We start from the raw sequence: 15,906 nt of genomic DNA, 5'->3' as shown, positions 1-15,906 counted from the left end.
GAATCCCAATGCATAGATACGCCGGGGGTGCATTCATGATGGCAGAACAAATCGTAATGTCGTGCAATCCCTGGCGGTGGCTCCACCGGGGTGCCCAGCGGCACCAATACTGGCCGAACAGGAACAGCGCCCGATACCAGCCTACCTCTAGCACCTAGTATTATTAGCAATTTCAAAAAATGGAGCCTAGTTGAGCGGTCAAGCAATTCCACGGCGGCTATTCGCTTCAAAAAACACCAATATTCCTAGATCAATGCAAAATTTTCAGCATTCGAGACAAGGCCCCTTTACAATGAGGTCCAAACCATTATCTTTAAAAAACAGGCACCCCATAAACGGGGCTAACTCTAACAGGAGTAGCGCTGTCACGAATGCCAACTCCCATAACAGGCGAATTAAGTCGCCAAAAATGAAGGCCAATCAGGGTGTATAACCCCGGCCTGAATTACGACAAGACTTTTCTTATCGTACATGACTGCGAAAAGTACGAATTTATGCCAAGAACGACTGACGCAGTAGAGAATGTTGACTGGTTTTGGATTGACGGCAACGCTCAACAGAATTTCAGATGGATGGTTAACGCCGATGGACTACATTGCTCCATAAATGGCGAAGCGAGTCGCCCAAGACTGAAAGCCCCCACTGCGGGTGCATAAGGGCTGAAAAGACGATAGGAAATAGCCAATCGTCGAAATGAAGACCAAGACTCCGATACCGAACCAACAGCAGAACAAGATACTTGGCGTAGTGGAGTTGTCGAAAGAAAACCGGCGTGAAAGCGCACAAGACAACATGATGTTCTACACCCGGCTAAACGAGAGCCAGTAGTTACGGCACCGAAGGTTCTCTTCGGGACCCGACAAAGCGAAAGGGAAATCCTTCTCGCTATGAGCTAAGGCGATCGGCCTGGTCGCAATGACCGGAGCAAGCTGACAAAAGTCACGTAGGGTTGCAGGAACAGGTTTTCGACAACACTTGCAATAAAATCGAGTAGCAGCCTCGCCGGGTTCCATCTGGGACCCGGCGAGGCTTTTTTAGGCGTCCCCAATGCCCCTAAACGCCTCCCTGGCGGTCGTTGGCACTCTGCGCGGCCTTTCGTCGCCAAAGAGCCGAAATCGCACGGTACGCCTCCCTGGACATTATTTAGGACATCTGCTCCGACTGGAATTCCCGTCCAGCATCTTCCGTCTTTGACAGTTCACAAAAAAAGTGTATTTCTTTCCCATGGGCTGGAAAATTCGATTTGCGATCATAGCGCGAAAGGGCATCGCCAGGCTTCCGCCCAAAGTCCGGGATGCTGTCGAATTCCTCACCACCGAGCTGGAGGCTATCGGTCCGGTCCTACCCAGCTGGCCCCATTATGGAAAAATCTCCGGCCGACCTGGTTGTCACCACTGCCATATCCTGCGCGGACGACCAACTTACGTCGCCGTGTGGCGCGAAAATATTGAAAAGAACGAAATAGAGGTGCTCTATGTCGGAAGTCACGAGAGCGCAAATTACCGACGGATATGTTGATCTGCACATCCGGGTGAAAAGCGGAGTCGCCGACGCCGTTGAAGCCGCTATCCGCCAAGCCATTGAGGACACTGAAACTTATGGTCCTGAAGAGGTATTCGGTCCGCGAAATCCTGGCCGATTGGTTCGCGGCGGGCGGACACGTGAGGGGTGGACGCAGGTCGAACTGGCTAAGCGGCTGGGTGTGTCGAAGACCGTGGTGTCAGACCTTGAGCATGGCCGTAGGCCCATCAGCAAGAAAATGGCAGCGAAATTGGCCGAAGTTTTTGGGTCCAGCCCGCTGGTGTTCCTGGTCTGAGCCGGAACAAACGACACGCCACAGACGCGAGATTGGCGGGGGCAACTCCAGGGGCCAATCCACGCAGAGACGTATCCTAAATGGTAGCCGCGCCAAAACCAACGGCCCTGGGACCAAACTCGGGGACGCTTCGGGTCCCCGCACCCGGCATCCCTTTCTCCAAGAAAATGGTTAATTCCATGGCAACTCATCTTACTGGACCTGCAAACGGCTTTCATCGGGTCCCCAGGTCGCAAATGCTGAAGGAAGATTTTCTCCATTTTCGACGCGACCACAACAAGCACCAAATTGGACCCTTGACCGCGACAAATTGGGTCCAAAACTCAATCGGTAATGGCGCACTCAGTTTTCGTTACTAAGACATTGGATTATCAACTTTTCCCACAACATTTCTTATACTTCTCGCCGCTTTTACAGGGGCAAGGATCATTCCTGCCAATTTTTTGTGATGCCCGACGAACTGGCACCTGTTTATTTCGAGCTGAATTTAGCACAGAGCTTCGCTTTGGAGTGAAATATTCAAATATCTTTGGAACAAATACTTTAATGCCCGTAATCATTGTTTCACGATTCTCTTCATCAATTCCAGGTGCCGTCCGACATTCAGGGTCAGGATCAAATTCATGACCGAGAGCAAAGATCGGTGTAATAAGATTGTAAGCCACGTCATCATCTATTAAATCTCGCCAGTCTCGCCCGACTAGTTTCATGCCATCGAGAAATCCTTCTGACCATTCATTGCCTGGAAACTTCCCATTGCTTTGGTTTCTCAAAAGAGGCATAAAGAATCCGTCGTTCAATTGCCTTGATATTCCTTCCCATAGTCTAAGTATTGCCCCTGTATACTTATTCAAATCTTCATTTGAATCAAACACATGGTCATTCCCCAAGATATATGGAAAGAAATTGCTCGGAAAAACAAGCTGTGGCGAACATTGTAACGATGTCAGAAATCCATGGACCCTTTCAAGATTCATGGCTCCAGGGATGCTTTCCAAGTAGTTGCCGAAATCATCCAACTCTTCTTTAGAAAGGGGAGTACTCAACGAATCAAGCACGGTAAATCCTCTATGCTATAGGGCTAAAAGGTATGGTCATCTGCCAAGGGGCGTGCCCCATGACATCAAGTTCAGCCTGGCCGTTCATCCATGGACACGGAGATCTGTCGAAAATGGTAAACCGCGTCAGGGCAACGACCACGAGACCACTCGGCATCCATTCAGGACCCGCAAATACTTCAGACCGGGGCCGGTTTCGTGCCATGCTCAGTGGCTTCTGGCGTTCTCCATTTTCGCGAGTCCTTCCCAGAGACCATTGCTTCAAGCTATTTGCGGTTAAGATATTCTTTCAAATCCCTTCCTGGCCTGAAAAAAGGAAGCTTCTTAGGCTTAACTTCCACTTGAATGCCAGTTTTAGGGTTCCGACCTGTATAGCTTTCATAATTTTTTACTGCAAATGAACCGAATCCACGAAGCTCTACGCGGCCTCCATCGTTCAGAGCTTGTTTAATAGAGTCAAAAAAATGGATTACGAAGTCGGCAGCAAATTGCGGATCAAGATTATACTTCTCAGAAAGCACTTTGATTAGTTCGCCTCTGTTCATTCTACACCCCCGTGTCGACAGAGTATTAACTATTCAAAAGACTTGCAAGCATTCAGATGCCGCCAAGTGGATTTTCATCCAAGCCTGACCAGCTTCTCCAAAACCATCACAACGCTTCCTTTTTGCGAAACAAATCTGTCAATGCATTTTACTGCGCTATATATTAAGTAAAAATTCCCACACAATAAAACTGGTTGTTCATAAACTTTCATTACACATGCCTCAAAAGAACACTCTAGATGCAACGCACTGAAATTTCATAGCACTTGGCACTTGACAATTTTCTTAAATTTGCGATCATTCTTCTCAGACAGTATTTTTCATTTTGCAACAAAGCCATCCAGTGAGGACATAATGGACGAATATCTTCAAAGCGCTCTTGAGATTGTGAAGGCCCAGGCCACTGCCCGACCCATGACAGAAGATGAAATCGTCAGCATGGTCAATTCCATCGCCAAGGGTATTGCTGCTCTCAGCACCGGCCAAATCGTCACCAGTGATGCCGATGCTACCGCCTCGGCCATGGACCCGAAAAAGGCCATCAAGGAATCCTCAATTACCTGCCTTGAATGCGGGAAGTCCTTCAAGGTCATTACCAAGAAGCACTTGGCCTCCCATGGTCTCACTCCCGAGGAATATAAGGAAAAATACGGCTATAAAAAGTCTCAGGGGCTTGCGTGTAAATCCTTGACCCGGGCACGCCGCACCAAGATGAAGGACATGAAACTTTGGGAGCGGCGGACCAAGGACAAAGCCGAATAGCAATGTTTACCATTCGATGCCGCCCGGCCTGATGCGGCCTCCCCCTTAGCCCCAGCGCGCCTCCCGTGCTGGGGCTTTTTTTGTCTTGACGGATGCATGCCTAACCAGACAACCATCCTCGAAAATGGAGAATTCTGTCAGGGGGTGACAAATCGTGACCAAATTGGCTGACGATTCGGGTCCCGGCCACCTGGCGTCCACCATTTTCGAAGTCCGGACCGCCCCCATGGAGCCACTGAGTGCTCACAAAGTGGAGCCACCGCGTGATCACCGATGGAGCCAGGGCGGCGACCGGGAGCTGGACCGAATTGCTACTGCCCCGGAAACAGGCATTGAGGACCTTGGCCATCAACAATCTCAACGGAGGCAGCAATGGCGCTGTATGCCATACCCGGCCAAGATTCTCTTGAGGTTCGGCACCTGGTGCTTGATTACAACGGCACCCTGGCTACGGACGGGACGCTTGTGCCCGGAGTCGCTGAACGATTAAGAGAACTTGCCCTCCCGCCGCACCATCTGTTGATCCACGTGGTCACTGCCGACACCATGGGCACGGTCAACCGCCAGCTTGAGGGTTTGCCGTGTAAGCTTTCCATTCTTGGCCCGGCGGAGCAGGATAAGGCCAAGCTGAAGTACGTCCAGGACATCGGAGTTGAGTGGACGGTCGCCATCGGCAACGGGCAAAACGATCACCTCATGCTGGCAGCAGCCGCCTTGGGCATCGCGGTCATTGGCGAGGAAGGGGCGGCAGTCCAGTCCATTCTGGCGTCACGTGTGGTGTGCCGCGACATCCTCACCGCGCTGGATCTACTGCTTAACCCCAAACGCCTCGCCGCCACCTTGCGATGTTGACGGCTGCTGGGGCAGGCCGCAACCTCTTGTGATTGATCACCTCCAACCCCGGGACGTCGAAAATGGTAAATGACGTCAGGAGGGAAAGCAGGGACCAGGTTCGCTGCCGATTCGGAGCCGTCCATATGCAGCAACCATTTTCGAGTACTCGTCGAGTACCGAGCTGGAGCGAGCATCGAAATATCCCCCATAGGAACACCTGCTTTATTCCGTCATTATTTCAAGATATTACGGCTCTCGCCATGGAGGCTGCTTTTGAAAATCCTCTTGTTCTCCATTTTCTTTTCCGTGCTGGTAGCGACGTCAGCTCTCGCGACCGAAAAATTTTCGGGCAAAGTGGTCACGATCATCGATGGTGCGACCCTGGACATCGCCAAGTCGGACGGGCAAATAGAACGGATTCACCTATTCGCCATAGCCGTCCCCCAAGCCGGCGCGAAACATGCCGAGGCGGCCACGAAAAGGACCACGTCCTGGTGCCACCAATGGGACAACGTTGCCGAAGTACTCCCCATGGGCCAGGGCAAGGATGGGGTGGCCGTGGCCCGGGTAATTGTCGGTCAAGAGGACATCGCCAACGTTTTGGCCAAAGCCTGTCTGGCACGCGTGAACATGAAGCTATGCCGCGACCAGTTCACCCCGGAATGTGTCGGCTGGAACGCCTGGGAATTGCAGTGCCGAGACGAAAAGAAGGGCCTGTGGTCCGAGTAGAACGATAGGAATCAGTTTTTCAAGAGCTAACCGATGAGAAAAATTGTAAGTCTTTGTTTTGTCGTTGTTCTATGGTGCTTGCCGGCCTATGCCTACGACCTCACCCTGCACGATACTCCTGTGCAGGTTTATTTCTCACCCCGGGGCGGGGCACAGGACGCCCTGGTAGCCACCATTGCCCAAGCCAAAGATTCCATTTTCGTCCAGGCCTACAGCTTCACATCAGCCCCCATTGCCAAAGCCCTGGTGGATGCCGCCAAGCGCGGGGTGAAAATCGAAGCCATACTGGACAAAAGCCAAAGGTCGGCACGCTATACCGGCGCGACCTTCTTGAAAAACGAAGGAATTCCTGTGTATATCGACGACAAGCATGCCATCGCTCACAACAAGGTGATGATCATCGATGGCTCCATTGTTGTCACGGGATCTTTGTAAGCGCAAGCTCCGACCCTTCTACCGGCCTCTTTGTGTCTCTGGCATCATTGCTCCAAGCAAGGAGGAGCCAAGATGTCGGAGATCATTTGCAAGAAACGGCGGAACTCGCCGGCAACGCGTGCTTACTGGCAAGGGCAGGTGGCCGCGTGGCGTGGGAGCGGCCTGAGTCAGGCAGCGTATTGTCGCCGGGAAGCCGTCTCAGCGAGTTCGCTGGGCCTCTGGGCGCGTCGTTTTGCTCGTGAGCGGGTCGACGGGAATACCGCGCCGGTCCTCGTGGCCGTCAGTCCTCGGCAGTTGGCTCCTGGCCTGCCCGATGTCTCCCCGGAGTTCGTGCCCCTGCGCCTGCATGTGGGCGAACGGTTCCGGGTGGATATCGCCGGAGATTTCCCCGCACCGGCGCTCCGCAAACTGCTGCACGTTCTGCTCGACTGGGAGCAGTCGGCGTGACCCTCTTTGGCCCGGGTGCCAAGGTTTACCTGGTGCTGGGAGCGACCGACATGCGCAAGGGCATAGACGGGTTGTCTTTGCTGGTTGCCGACCGCGTGGATGGTGACGCTTTCTCCGGTCACCTGTTTGTTTTTTGCAACCGAGGGCACAGCACCATCAAGGTATTGTACTGGGATAACAACGGGTTTTGCCTCTGGCAGAAGCGGCTGGAGAGGCACCGCTTCAATTGGCCCGGGTCCCCTCAAGCGGTTTTGGAGCTGACTCGCCGCGAACTGAGCTGGCTTCTCGAGGGTCTGGATCCGCTACGGGTTCGAGGACATCCCGGCCTGCGCTACTCAACGCTTTTATAGTAAAAAACTTGACATTTCAGTGAATTGGCTGCATTATTTCAGAGCCATGGACGTCAACTCGCTGCCCAACGACCCCGCCGCGCTCAAAGAGCTCATTGCCAATCTGGCGGCCCAACATCATGCGGAACTTTCCGACAAGGCCGGCTACATCTCCCAACTGGAAGAGCAGGTTCGCCTGCTCAAGGCGATCCTCCATCTGGCCAAGTCGGAACGCCAGGCCAAGCCCACGACCCAAGAAGTGCAGTATTCCCTCTTCGACGAGGCTGAGGCGGTGGCCGGGGGGCAGCTTGAGCCAGCTGAGATCACCGTCGCCACCCACGCTCGCAAGAAAACCGGTCGTCGTCCCATTCCTCAGGAGTTTCCCCGCGTCGAGGTCGTCCATGACATCCCCGAGGCGGAGAAGGTCTGCGCTTGCGGCTGCCAACTCACCCGCATCGGCGAAGAAGTCAGTGAGAAACTCGACTTCGTCCCGGCCCAAATCCAGGTCGTTCGCCACATCCGCCCCAAATATGCCTGTCGGGCCTGCGAGGGCGTGGAAGACGACGGTCCCACGGTCAAGAACGCGCCTATGCCACCGCAGCTTATTCCTCAGGGACTGGCCACCCCGGGCCTTTTGGCCTACGTGCTGGCCTCCAAGTTCGTCGACGGGCTGCCGTTCTACCGCCAGGAACGCATGTTCGAGCGGCTGGGGCTGGACATCTCCCGGGCGACCATGTGCGGCTGGGCGTTGCGGGTCGCCCAGGCTTGCCAGCTTCTGATCGGGCTGCTTCACGAACAGATCCGCTCCGGGCCGATCATCAACCTGGATGAAACCGTCGTGCAGGTCCTGGGCGAATCCGGCCGGGCCAATACCAGCCAGTCCTACATGTGGCTAGCCCGGGGAGGACCTCCCGAACACCCGTGCGTTCTTTTCCACTATGCCCCATCCCGATCCGGAAAAGTTGCCGAGGAACTCGTCGGTGATTTCCAAGGCTATCTGCAGACCGATGGTTACGCTGGCTACAACTCCCTGGGCGAGCGCGAGGGCATCACCCATGTCGGCTGCCTGACTCACGTGCGCCGAAAATTCGTGGAAGTGCTCAAGGTCAGTTCGAAGAAAAGCACCGGAGGGACGGCTCAGACCGTAGTCGACCTCATCGGCAAGCTTTACCACCTGGAAAAGCAGGCCCGGGACGCGAAACTCGACGCCGACCGGGTTCGGGCCATGCGCCAGGAGAAGGCCAAGCCGATCATGGGCAAGATCAAGGCGCTGCTGCTGGAACGGGAGAAGACCACACCGCCCAAGAGCCTGCTCGGCAAAGCCATTGCCTATGCCCTGGGGCAGTGGGATCGCGTCGTCATCTACCTCGAGGACGGGCGCTTACGCCCCGATAACAACCTTGCCGAGAACGCCATCCGACCCTTCGCCGTCGGCCGGAAGAATTGGCTCTTCTCCGGCTCTCCCGCCGGCGCGGCGGCCAGCGCCGCCATCTACAGCCTCGTCGAGACCGCCAAGGCCAACGGCCTGGAGCCGCTGCGCTATCTACACTTCGTTTTTGAAAAGCTGCCGCTGACCAAGTCTCAAGAGGACCTACGGGCTCTGCTGCCGCAGTTTCTCGATTCAAAGATCATCTCAGCTTAGCTGAGAGCCTCCTTCTATAGCCAGCTTAGGACACGCCGGGAAGGTGGGTCTGCCTTTGCGCTTACGGATCTTTCAATTTCACGAAGGCCGCTGAAGAAAAGAATGCAGAGAATTTATTGATTATTCGGAACAAAGAGATGGTCAAGATTTATATGGACAATTGGGACAAGCACAAAGAGCACTCGGAAGCATATTGAGAACCAAGAGATGACAATTTCTACGATCAAGACAACTAATAAGGCCACTGCCCTCACAACAAAGATCGTGTGGAATATATATATTTTCTAATGATGGTATTCATGCTCATCAATCTCAAAGTCTACTATGTCAGGCAATGCAACATCATATTGACTCATGCCATCAAAAGAGAACCCGTCTCCGGCGATGTCAAATTTGAATCTCCCGTCAACCCTGAATTCTCTAGACAATTTTTCGCCTTCAACCCTATGACGATAAAAAACTTCTTTTGTGTCGCTATCTTTTGACCACGATTCTGGGTCATCATAATCAACAGTAGCAGTATAACTTACAAGCATACTAGCGCTGAATGTCACGCTGCCGGCAAGAATTTCTTCAATTATAATGTCCTCTACCTGGACATTGTCCACTTCAACGTCATAAACATACTCATCCCAAGAATCAGTAGCCATGAATCCCCTGTCCGGAAATTCTTTTTTCAGGGAGCTAATTATTGCCTCGATGTTTTCGCTTATAAACCCTTGAGCTTTTTTTTGGCGTTGACCTTCAACAAATGCATCATTCATGCACGCTAAAAAACAAGAAACACTTGTATATACGGTGCAATTTTCAACGCTTTGCAGAAACTGTCAAGGGCGGAGAGAAAGTGTACCGGCTGGCCGGAGCAAAAGTGTACCACCCGTTGTCAGAGAAAGGGCCCCGAGGGGCCCTTTCTGTCGATTTGCTATCTCGGTTCTTTACCTTGGGGAAGGCTCTGGATTTTGTCCGTTATCCTCAAGAGATGGTCTTTGAGCCGGACGAAGCTTCATTTTGCTTTGGTTAAGCCTGTAACTGTCACCGTTAATTTCCAGGATATGCACATGATGCGTGAGACGGTCTAGTAATGCTCCAGTCAAGCGCTCTGAACCAAAAACCTCTGTCCATTCATCAAATGGCAAATTACTTGTAACAGCGATTGATCCACGTTCATATCGTTGGCTGAAAACCTCAAACAGAAGCTCGGCCCCTACTTTTGACAACGGCACAAATCCAAGCTCATCAATGATAAGCAATTTGTACCCTGCAAGCTGTTTCTGCATACGTAGCAATCGCTTGTCATCTCTTGCCTCCATCAACTCATGGACTAGTGACGCCGCCGTGACAAAGCCCACTGAAAGGCCCTTCTGACATGCAGCAAGTCCAAGTCCAAGGACCAAGTGTGTTTTACCCGTGCCACTATTGCCGAGGGCAATGATATTTTCTCGGCGTAAAATGTATTCGCATCGGGCAAGTTCGTTGACCAGAGGCTTGTTGATACTGGGCAAAGCTCGGAAATCAAAACTGTCCAGACTTTTTACGGCTGGGAACTTTGCTTCACGAATTCGCCGTTCTACCATCCGCCGTTCACGTTCGATTAACTCCAACTCTGCCAAACGTAGCAGGTAGCGGGGATAATCCATTCCTTCGGCAGCGCACTGTTGGGCAACCTTGTCGTATTCCCTGGAGAATGTCGGCAACTTTAAGGATTTTAAGTGATGCGTCAAGAGTAGCTGTGGTTGTTCGCTCATGCCGCCACCTTCTTCAGTAGCGACGAATAGGCGCTGGCTTTTGTCGTCAGGACTTTGGCATTAGGAAGATAAGGATAGACATCAAGATCGAGCCGAGGCGGCTTACGTTCAATGATGCACAGCAGTAGATGTTTAACGGCATCAAAGCCGATTGCCCCCAGTTTTAGGGCCTGCTTGATCGCTGTTTCGACTTGTTCAGGAGAAAACATCTCCATCAAGCGCAGTACCTGAACATATTCTCGCTTGCCGGCAGTGCCCATGCGGCTTTCAAGCAATCGGCGGAGAGTGGAAAAGCATTCAGGGAGTTGCCAGCCGGCAAGCGGAGCCGCCTGGTCCAGCGCGTTAATCTTCCTCTCTAGCAGTGCTAGATAGTGCAGTGGATCAAATATAAAATCTTCTTTATCGTACGAACGCGAATGTCTAGCGATACACTCACTGCCACAACAGACCATGATCTCGTCAACATACGCCTTGATCAGCACGTCTCGGTGTCCGTATATTGTAGGTACGGAGTAGTCGTTTGTCTTGTAACGCACCAACGAAAAAGAACTTACTTTTGTTGGGAACTTGATGCACGCGTCATAAGGTGTTGTCGGTAAAGGTAAAAAAGTCGACAAGTCACGTTGAAGTCTTTGCCCAATGGTTTCACTGTGGCCACGAAGCTTTTCTGCTAGTCGCATTCGGCAGCAGGCTTCAAGATATTCATTGAAAGCCTCATAGCTTGGGAAATGCGGAATTGGGACCATAAAGTTGCGGCGAGAAAAACCCACCAAGCCTTCCACCTTGCCCTTGTCATTGCCCTTCCCAGGACGACCGAAGCGATCATCAAACAAATAGTGAGATTGTAACTCACTAAATATGCGTGAGCGTACACGCTTACCATCGCCAAGAATTCGAGCAACTGCGATCTTGGTGTTGTCGTAAAGGATGGACTGAGGCACGCTTCCAAAGAACGCAAAAGCTGAATTGTGTCCATCACAGAAAGCTTCAGTTGTCTCTGCGGGGTAAGCTTTGACGAAGCAGGCGTCGCTGTGAGGGAGATCAAAAGCAAAGAAGTGAGCTTTTTGCTCTATGCCACCTATTACTACTACGGCTTCGCCAAAGTCTGCTTGGGCATGACCCGGGGGATGCACCAAAGGGATGAACATCTCCTGAGAGCGCAAGGTTTGCTCACGCACGTAGTCCTTTACGATGGTATAGCCACCGGTAAACCCATGCTCATCTCGCAGGCGCTGCAGAATGCGCTTGGACGTGTGGTGCTGTTTCTTGGGGCGAAGCTTGTCGTCGGCAAGGATCGCATCGATGATGCCTGTAAATTCTCCTAACTTAGGAGAATAAATCGGCTTCGATCGTTGGTAGCCCGGAGGGATGGAAAAACTGAGGAATTTTGAAATGGTTTTCCGGTGTAGCCCAAAGAATTTGGCTGCTTGGCGGATACTCATCCCTTCAACGTAGCAGGCTCGCCGGACTCGCTGATAAATCTCCACGTGGTACATCCCCCCTCCCTTCCTTGCGACCGGCTCTTTACCAGCAGATCGAGTGGAAGGCTTTAGCCGGTACACTTTCGGACCGGCGCAACCGAGGAATTCGGTCGCTCCAGGGGGGCATTATTGCTCCGGCGCTTATAAGAAACAATTCCCACCCATTGTCTTCAGAGACAACTACTACAAAGTCACCCGAAAAGTATGACTTGATTGACTCTAGTGCAAACGCGTCCGGGAATTCATTTTTCTTGTCCTGTTTCTTTTCAAATGGAGGGGCAGTACTGAAGTAGTTGTTAACAATTGATTCCGCTTTTTTGTAATTAATGGGAATTACAACTGCAGATATGCTCTCTTTAAAGTCTTCGTAATCTTTTATCAAACGATTTTCTGTTTCGTTAGCAATTTTACAGCTTTCTAGTGCTAAAAATGCCTGATTGAAATATTCATGAGTTGCGGGCATAATTGACGGATAGTCTTTGATCAATTTCTTTAGTCGGACATAGGATTCCTTTCCTGCCGACAAAAGGTGGCGCTTAATCTCCCTGTCGACGATTTCCGGGACATAAACCTTCATGTACCCTTCATTACATAGACGTTTAATAGACTTGATTTTCTGGCTCTCCCAGCAGTACTTTTGGCTGCGGTAGAAGTTTGTGTCAAAAACAACGTTAATCATATAGATACCTTATTTTCAACGATTAGTGCCATATTAACTATTTATAGCCGTCGCTAAACACAAGGCCAATGCCATTGTTGCTACTGCCAAGGCTCTACATAAATGTGTGGCTAGCGCCAATCTCAACATAGCCAATTAACTCCGCTGAGTAGCTACCATCACCATTTGCTGTGCCTTTGTGCTTGAGTTCCCGCTGAAGGGTTGGCTCTACGACTTGCGAGAAAAGTTCGATTCGTTGCTCGGTCGAAAATATCGACTTTGTTGTCTGTGATTGCAGGTATTTTTCGCAGTGGCGCTCCACCGCTGGCACCCGCGTACCGTCCTGCCTTACTGCGATAGCTTGCACAAAGACGCGGCGCTCTCCGTTTCCGGTAGAGGTTTCAACCAGCCAGAGAGACAGCAAAACTGGTGCATCTACGTCTCCCCTGACGGCGATACCAAGCTCTTCTGGTGCCAAACTCCGCCAGCGCCCCAATTCTTCCTGGACGAATGGGTGATCCAACCCCATCAACTCAAGGTCGTCACGACTCGTGGCTGTATCTCGATTCAATGTAAAACGAATTCGGGGGGCACCCTCGGCCGCTACAAGGTCGTAGGTTTCATCATCCACCTTGACCATTCGCTGCTGACGATCTGCCACCGCCGCCGAAAGAAAATGAACTAAGCGGCCCAGCCCCGAAGACACGTCGGAAAATGGTTTGTAGTCGTCTAAGCTGAAGCCCTCGAGGTCTTGGAACAGGTCAAACACCACTTGCCGTGCTTCACGGGAATTCGAGAGCGCTGCCTCAAGTTCCACCTGAGTGCGTTTGAGCTCAGGATCGGACAGAGCTTCTTGATACAGGCGGTCGTAGTTGAGGCGCTCTGATAGTTGGCCAAGAATCTGGGCTCGCAGGTCTTCCGCGATGTTCCCATGGCCATCGACTTTGCCCACTGTTCTCGCAATCTCCGTCAGCTTGTCATCGAGCAGTAGGAATATCCGCCCTTCAATGGTGTCCGATAGCACAAGGTTGTAGACTTGGGCTGTGTGGTTCTGGCCATATCGATGAATGCGCCCGATGCGTTGTTCAATGTCCATCGGGTTCCACGGCAGGTCGAAGTTGAATAAGATTCGGGCGAATTGCAGGTTGATGCCTTCGCGACCAGCAGCAGTGCAAACTAGTACACGTGGCCCATCTTTTTGGCGGAATCGGCGTTCAGCTGCGATTTTTGCCCCGTGGTCGCCGCCGCGTAGCACCACCACCCCTTGCCCCGGAAATGTCTGCTCGATCTCTTTTGAGATCAAATCCACCGTACCAAGGTATGTGGCGAAAACCACGATCTTCTCGTCTGGATTCTGCCGCCAAAGGGTGCCTAGGCCATCGAGTAGCTTTTGCGCTTTGGTCTCTCGTTGCTGAGGAAAAATATTTAGTAGCTCACCGATGCGCAGGCGCTCTTCGGGCAGATGAAGTTTTACGACAGCCGAAGCGGCTTCCTCTGCGTGCACAGCAGAATACTCACTGGCGTAAGGGTCTGAGGCGAGTTCCAGCGCTTCTTCGTCAAGTTTCTTGACCAGCCGATATTTCAAATCGGCAAGCATCCGGTCCACCTCAATGCGACCCATGCTATCACGAGAAACCTTGAACTCCTCGTGGATCAACTCCCGCGCTTCTTCGGTCAAGCGTTCGCGGCCTTCGATATCCAGGTCCTGGTCCCGAAGGAAAGCTTCGTGCAAGGTCAACATCAGGAGGCGGCGTTTCAATGTCCTTCGCACGGCAGCAAAGCTTGAAGCAGCAATCTTTTGGAATATTGCCATCAGGAAGCCAAGCGCACGGCCCTGGTTGCCTTGACGGCGAGCTAGATTAAAGCCGTCTTCGAGATATTCCCGCAGCTTTTCGTAAAACAGCCGTTCCTCTTCATTCATGAGAAAGGACTCAGTATGAACCCACCGGCGAGCAAACAGGGGAGAACCATCGGGCTGGCAGGCATCAGCCTTGGTGCGACGGAACATTATCGTATTTAGCCGATGACGGTTCTCAAGCATCTCCTCAGGGCTTCCAAACAAAGTCGGGTTTAGTAGCTGCGCGATCATCCAGAACTGAAAATGGTTGCCCTGATGGGGTGTGGCTGTAAGCAGCATCAAATCCCGTGTATGGGTTTTCAGGGCTTCGGCCAGCTTGTAGTTCTCAGTCTTCCTAACCTTCCCGCCTGTGCGGTAGGCGGTGAGGTGGTGTGCCTCGTCGAACACAACCAAGTCCCAACGTGGCGCGTCTAGAATTCGTTTGATGCGTGCCGGGCGTTTGAGAGTGTCGATGCTGGCAATCAGGCGGTCGTGCTTAGCGAAGGCGTTGGTCTTTCTGTCGGTGATATCGCCCTCGGAGCCAAACACCTCGAAATCGAGGTTGAAGACATCATTAAGCTCCCTGTGCCAATTGTTTACAAGCCCAGCAGGCACCACCATAAGGGAACGCTTCAGCTCCCCCCTGCTAGCGAGTTCCCTAAGGATAAGCGCCGTTTCAATGGTTTTCCCAAGCCCAACCTCATCAGCGATGAGGTAACGACGAGGCGAGGCGGTGGCTATCCGGTGAGTCAGCACCACTTGGTGGGGGAGCAAGTCAATCTTGGCAGAAGTCAACGCCGCCGCGCTCTCCATCACTGGCAGAGCATGGGCCTCATAAGACAACCAAGCTTTACGCGCACGGTCAGCACCGCCGTCAACGGCGCGTAACATCCGCTCTGTGCGGGACAACTGGCGGCGAATCGAACCAATCGGCACCCGGCGTTCGCCAACACCGAAAAAAGCGCGTAGGTATCCATCTTGTGCTGTGTCTAGAACGACACCTTGCCCAAATTCAAGATGGGTAATCCGTTCGCCGGGGGAGAATACCCCTTGAACCACTTCCATTAGGAAAGCCTCGGGTGATGCAACCCTATCCATCCAGGACCATCAGGGTCGAGATTGGTGCAGTTGGGATCAACGATCCGAGCTACGTCTTCTTCGGCTCCTGCCCAGAGAATACGCCCCAAATCCAATTGCTGATTACTGTGAGGTGCGGAGCAAACCCAGGTATATGCCTCGGTAGCACTTTTCATTCGAACTCGATTCTTGCCAGTAGGTAGCCAGAAAACAAGCGCTGCCTCTAGATTGTACTCATCCTGAAATGCCAGGATTGCAGGGCGCATATCACTCTCCAACCAGCTTTCGGCCTCTGTAGGTTCCAATAGGTCTACACAACCTTCCAACCCTGCGATAACCAGTGTATTCCCTTCGTTGCAGGGCAGGTCGCTAGGCCAGTTTCCCACCATGGCGAAGAACTGGCGGATCGACATGACGTTCTGCGGCTGCGCCAAACGCGAAAGAGTCTCACCGCCCCACAGCAGACTTACGCCACGCCGCTTCCAAACGTCACCCTGCAAAATTTTCATGG

16 protein-coding genes and 1 pseudogene are annotated in these 15,906 nt (G+C 52.3%); 9 read left to right on the top strand and 8 right to left on the bottom strand.

Features of this window, described 5'->3' with window-relative positions; genetic code table 11:
* The first annotated feature begins 1,474 nt into the window (after positions 1 to 1,474).
* Entirely contained in the window at positions 1,475 to 1,816 is a 342-nt protein-coding gene (locus ACP59X_RS04820) for a helix-turn-helix transcriptional regulator (protein WP_428565623.1), read from the top strand.
* 371 nt (positions 1,817 to 2,187) lie between these two features.
* On the opposite strand, the gene ACP59X_RS04815 is transcribed toward ACP59X_RS04820, so the two are convergent.
* Together ACP59X_RS04815 and ACP59X_RS04810 are read right to left on the bottom strand one after the other, a co-directional pair.
* Complete coding sequence (locus ACP59X_RS04815) at positions 2,188 to 2,874, bottom strand: UPF0149 family protein (RefSeq protein ID WP_428565621.1); 687 nt, start codon at positions 2,872 to 2,874, stop codon at positions 2,188 to 2,190.
* 266 nt (positions 2,875 to 3,140) lie between these two features.
* The gene (locus ACP59X_RS04810) at positions 3,141 to 3,419 is read right to left on the bottom strand and encodes an HU family DNA-binding protein (RefSeq protein ID WP_160962736.1); all 279 of its coding nucleotides are present in this window, start codon (positions 3,417 to 3,419) and stop codon (positions 3,141 to 3,143) included.
* Between the two features lie 354 nt (positions 3,420 to 3,773).
* Here ACP59X_RS04810 and ACP59X_RS04805 point away from each other — a divergent pair, with 354 nt between their 5' ends.
* The 8 genes and pseudogenes from ACP59X_RS04805 to ACP59X_RS23790 form a co-directional block, all read left to right on the top strand.
* A complete protein-coding gene (locus ACP59X_RS04805) occupies positions 3,774 to 4,181 on the top strand; it encodes a Ros/MucR family transcriptional regulator (protein WP_428565619.1) in 408 nt (135 codons plus the stop codon).
* A 372-nt stretch (positions 4,182 to 4,553) separates the two neighbouring features.
* Entirely contained in the window at positions 4,554 to 5,033 is a 480-nt protein-coding gene (locus tag ACP59X_RS04800; RefSeq protein WP_428565617.1) for an HAD family hydrolase, read from the top strand.
* Positions 5,034 to 5,288: 255 nt separating this feature from the next.
* On the top strand, positions 5,289 to 5,744 hold the full coding sequence (locus ACP59X_RS04795) for a thermonuclease family protein (RefSeq protein ID WP_428565615.1): 456 nt from the start codon (positions 5,289 to 5,291) through the stop codon (positions 5,742 to 5,744).
* 33 nt (positions 5,745 to 5,777) lie between these two features.
* Positions 5,778 to 6,179 (top strand): phospholipase D family nuclease, encoded by a 402-nt coding sequence (locus ACP59X_RS04790; RefSeq protein WP_428565613.1) that lies wholly within the window; start codon positions 5,778 to 5,780, stop codon positions 6,177 to 6,179.
* Positions 6,180 to 6,251: 72 nt separating this feature from the next.
* Positions 6,252 to 6,626 (top strand): IS66 family insertion sequence element accessory protein TnpA, encoded by a 375-nt coding sequence (gene tnpA / locus ACP59X_RS04785; RefSeq protein WP_428565611.1) that lies wholly within the window; start codon positions 6,252 to 6,254, stop codon positions 6,624 to 6,626.
* Entirely contained in the window at positions 6,623 to 6,976 is a 354-nt protein-coding gene (gene tnpB, locus ACP59X_RS04780) for an IS66 family insertion sequence element accessory protein TnpB (protein ID WP_428565609.1), read from the top strand. Before tnpA ends, tnpB begins: the two co-directional genes overlap by 4 nt.
* A gap of 28 nt (positions 6,977 to 7,004) precedes the next feature.
* A complete protein-coding gene (gene tnpC / locus ACP59X_RS04775; RefSeq protein WP_428569807.1) occupies positions 7,005 to 8,597 on the top strand; it encodes an IS66 family transposase in 1,593 nt (530 codons plus the stop codon).
* Positions 8,598 to 8,665: 68 nt separating this feature from the next.
* Positions 8,666 to 8,794 (top strand): annotated as a pseudogene (locus ACP59X_RS23790) (phospholipase D family nuclease); the annotation flags it as partial.
* 87 nt (positions 8,795 to 8,881) lie between these two features.
* Here ACP59X_RS23790 and ACP59X_RS04770 read toward each other — a convergent pair.
* The 6 genes from ACP59X_RS04770 to ACP59X_RS04745 all read right to left on the bottom strand — a co-directional run bounded on the left by ACP59X_RS04770 (position 8,882) and on the right by ACP59X_RS04745 (position 15,904).
* A complete protein-coding gene (locus ACP59X_RS04770) occupies positions 8,882 to 9,361 on the bottom strand; it encodes a hypothetical protein (RefSeq protein WP_428565607.1) in 480 nt (159 codons plus the stop codon).
* A gap of 171 nt (positions 9,362 to 9,532) precedes the next feature.
* Positions 9,533 to 10,342 (bottom strand): IS21-like element helper ATPase IstB, encoded by an 810-nt coding sequence (gene istB, locus ACP59X_RS04765; RefSeq protein ID WP_428565605.1) that lies wholly within the window; start codon positions 10,340 to 10,342, stop codon positions 9,533 to 9,535.
* A complete protein-coding gene (gene istA, locus ACP59X_RS04760; RefSeq protein ID WP_428565603.1) occupies positions 10,339 to 11,838 on the bottom strand; it encodes an IS21 family transposase in 1,500 nt (499 codons plus the stop codon). The genes istB and istA overlap by 4 nt, the downstream gene beginning before the upstream one ends.
* A gap of 28 nt (positions 11,839 to 11,866) precedes the next feature.
* The gene (locus tag ACP59X_RS04755; RefSeq protein WP_428565600.1) at positions 11,867 to 12,502 is read right to left on the bottom strand and encodes a PIN domain-containing protein; all 636 of its coding nucleotides are present in this window, start codon (positions 12,500 to 12,502) and stop codon (positions 11,867 to 11,869) included.
* A 94-nt stretch (positions 12,503 to 12,596) separates the two neighbouring features.
* Positions 12,597 to 15,383, bottom strand: a complete 2,787-nt coding sequence (locus ACP59X_RS04750) for a DEAD/DEAH box helicase (protein WP_428565598.1) — start codon at positions 15,381 to 15,383, stop codon at positions 12,597 to 12,599.
* Positions 15,383 to 15,904: a hypothetical protein gene (locus ACP59X_RS04745; RefSeq protein WP_428565596.1), complete on the bottom strand. Its 522-nt coding sequence runs from the start codon at positions 15,902 to 15,904 to the stop codon at positions 15,383 to 15,385. The genes ACP59X_RS04750 and ACP59X_RS04745 overlap by 1 nt, the downstream gene beginning before the upstream one ends.
* Positions 15,905 to 15,906: the final 2 nt, after the last annotated feature.

Source organism: Solidesulfovibrio sp. DCME, assembly GCF_049995385.1.
GTDB lineage: Bacteria > Desulfobacterota > Desulfovibrionia > Desulfovibrionales > Desulfovibrionaceae > Solidesulfovibrio.
The sequence above is the reverse complement of the archived record's forward strand: the minus strand, read 5'-3'. Positions and strand labels throughout refer to the sequence as shown.

Bases quoted from the DNA above. Each gene is read 5' to 3' on its own strand.
- ACP59X_RS04820 (WP_428565623.1), top strand. From the start codon at position 1,475: ATGTCGGAAGTCACGAGAGCGCAAATTACCGACGGATATGTTGATCTG.
- ACP59X_RS04810 (WP_160962736.1), bottom strand. From the start codon at position 3,419: ATGAACAGAGGCGAACTAATCAAAGTGCTTTCTGAGAAGTATAATCTT.
- ACP59X_RS04805 (WP_428565619.1), top strand. From the start codon at position 3,774: ATGGACGAATATCTTCAAAGCGCTCTTGAGATTGTGAAGGCCCAGGCC.
- ACP59X_RS04800 (WP_428565617.1), top strand. From the start codon at position 4,554: ATGGCGCTGTATGCCATACCCGGCCAAGATTCTCTTGAGGTTCGGCAC.
- ACP59X_RS04790 (WP_428565613.1), top strand. From the start codon at position 5,778: ATGAGAAAAATTGTAAGTCTTTGTTTTGTCGTTGTTCTATGGTGCTTG.
- tnpA (WP_428565611.1), top strand. From the start codon at position 6,252: ATGTCGGAGATCATTTGCAAGAAACGGCGGAACTCGCCGGCAACGCGT.
- ACP59X_RS04770 (WP_428565607.1), bottom strand. From the start codon at position 9,361: ATGAATGATGCATTTGTTGAAGGTCAACGCCAAAAAAAAGCTCAAGGG.
- istB (WP_428565605.1), bottom strand. From the start codon at position 10,342: ATGAGCGAACAACCACAGCTACTCTTGACGCATCACTTAAAATCCTTA.
- istA (WP_428565603.1), bottom strand. From the start codon at position 11,838: ATGTACCACGTGGAGATTTATCAGCGAGTCCGGCGAGCCTGCTACGTT.
- ACP59X_RS04755 (WP_428565600.1), bottom strand. From the start codon at position 12,502: ATGATTAACGTTGTTTTTGACACAAACTTCTACCGCAGCCAAAAGTAC.
- ACP59X_RS04750 (WP_428565598.1), bottom strand. From the start codon at position 15,383: ATGGAAGTGGTTCAAGGGGTATTCTCCCCCGGCGAACGGATTACCCAT.
- ACP59X_RS04745 (WP_428565596.1), bottom strand. From the start codon at position 15,904: ATGAAAATTTTGCAGGGTGACGTTTGGAAGCGGCGTGGCGTAAGTCTG.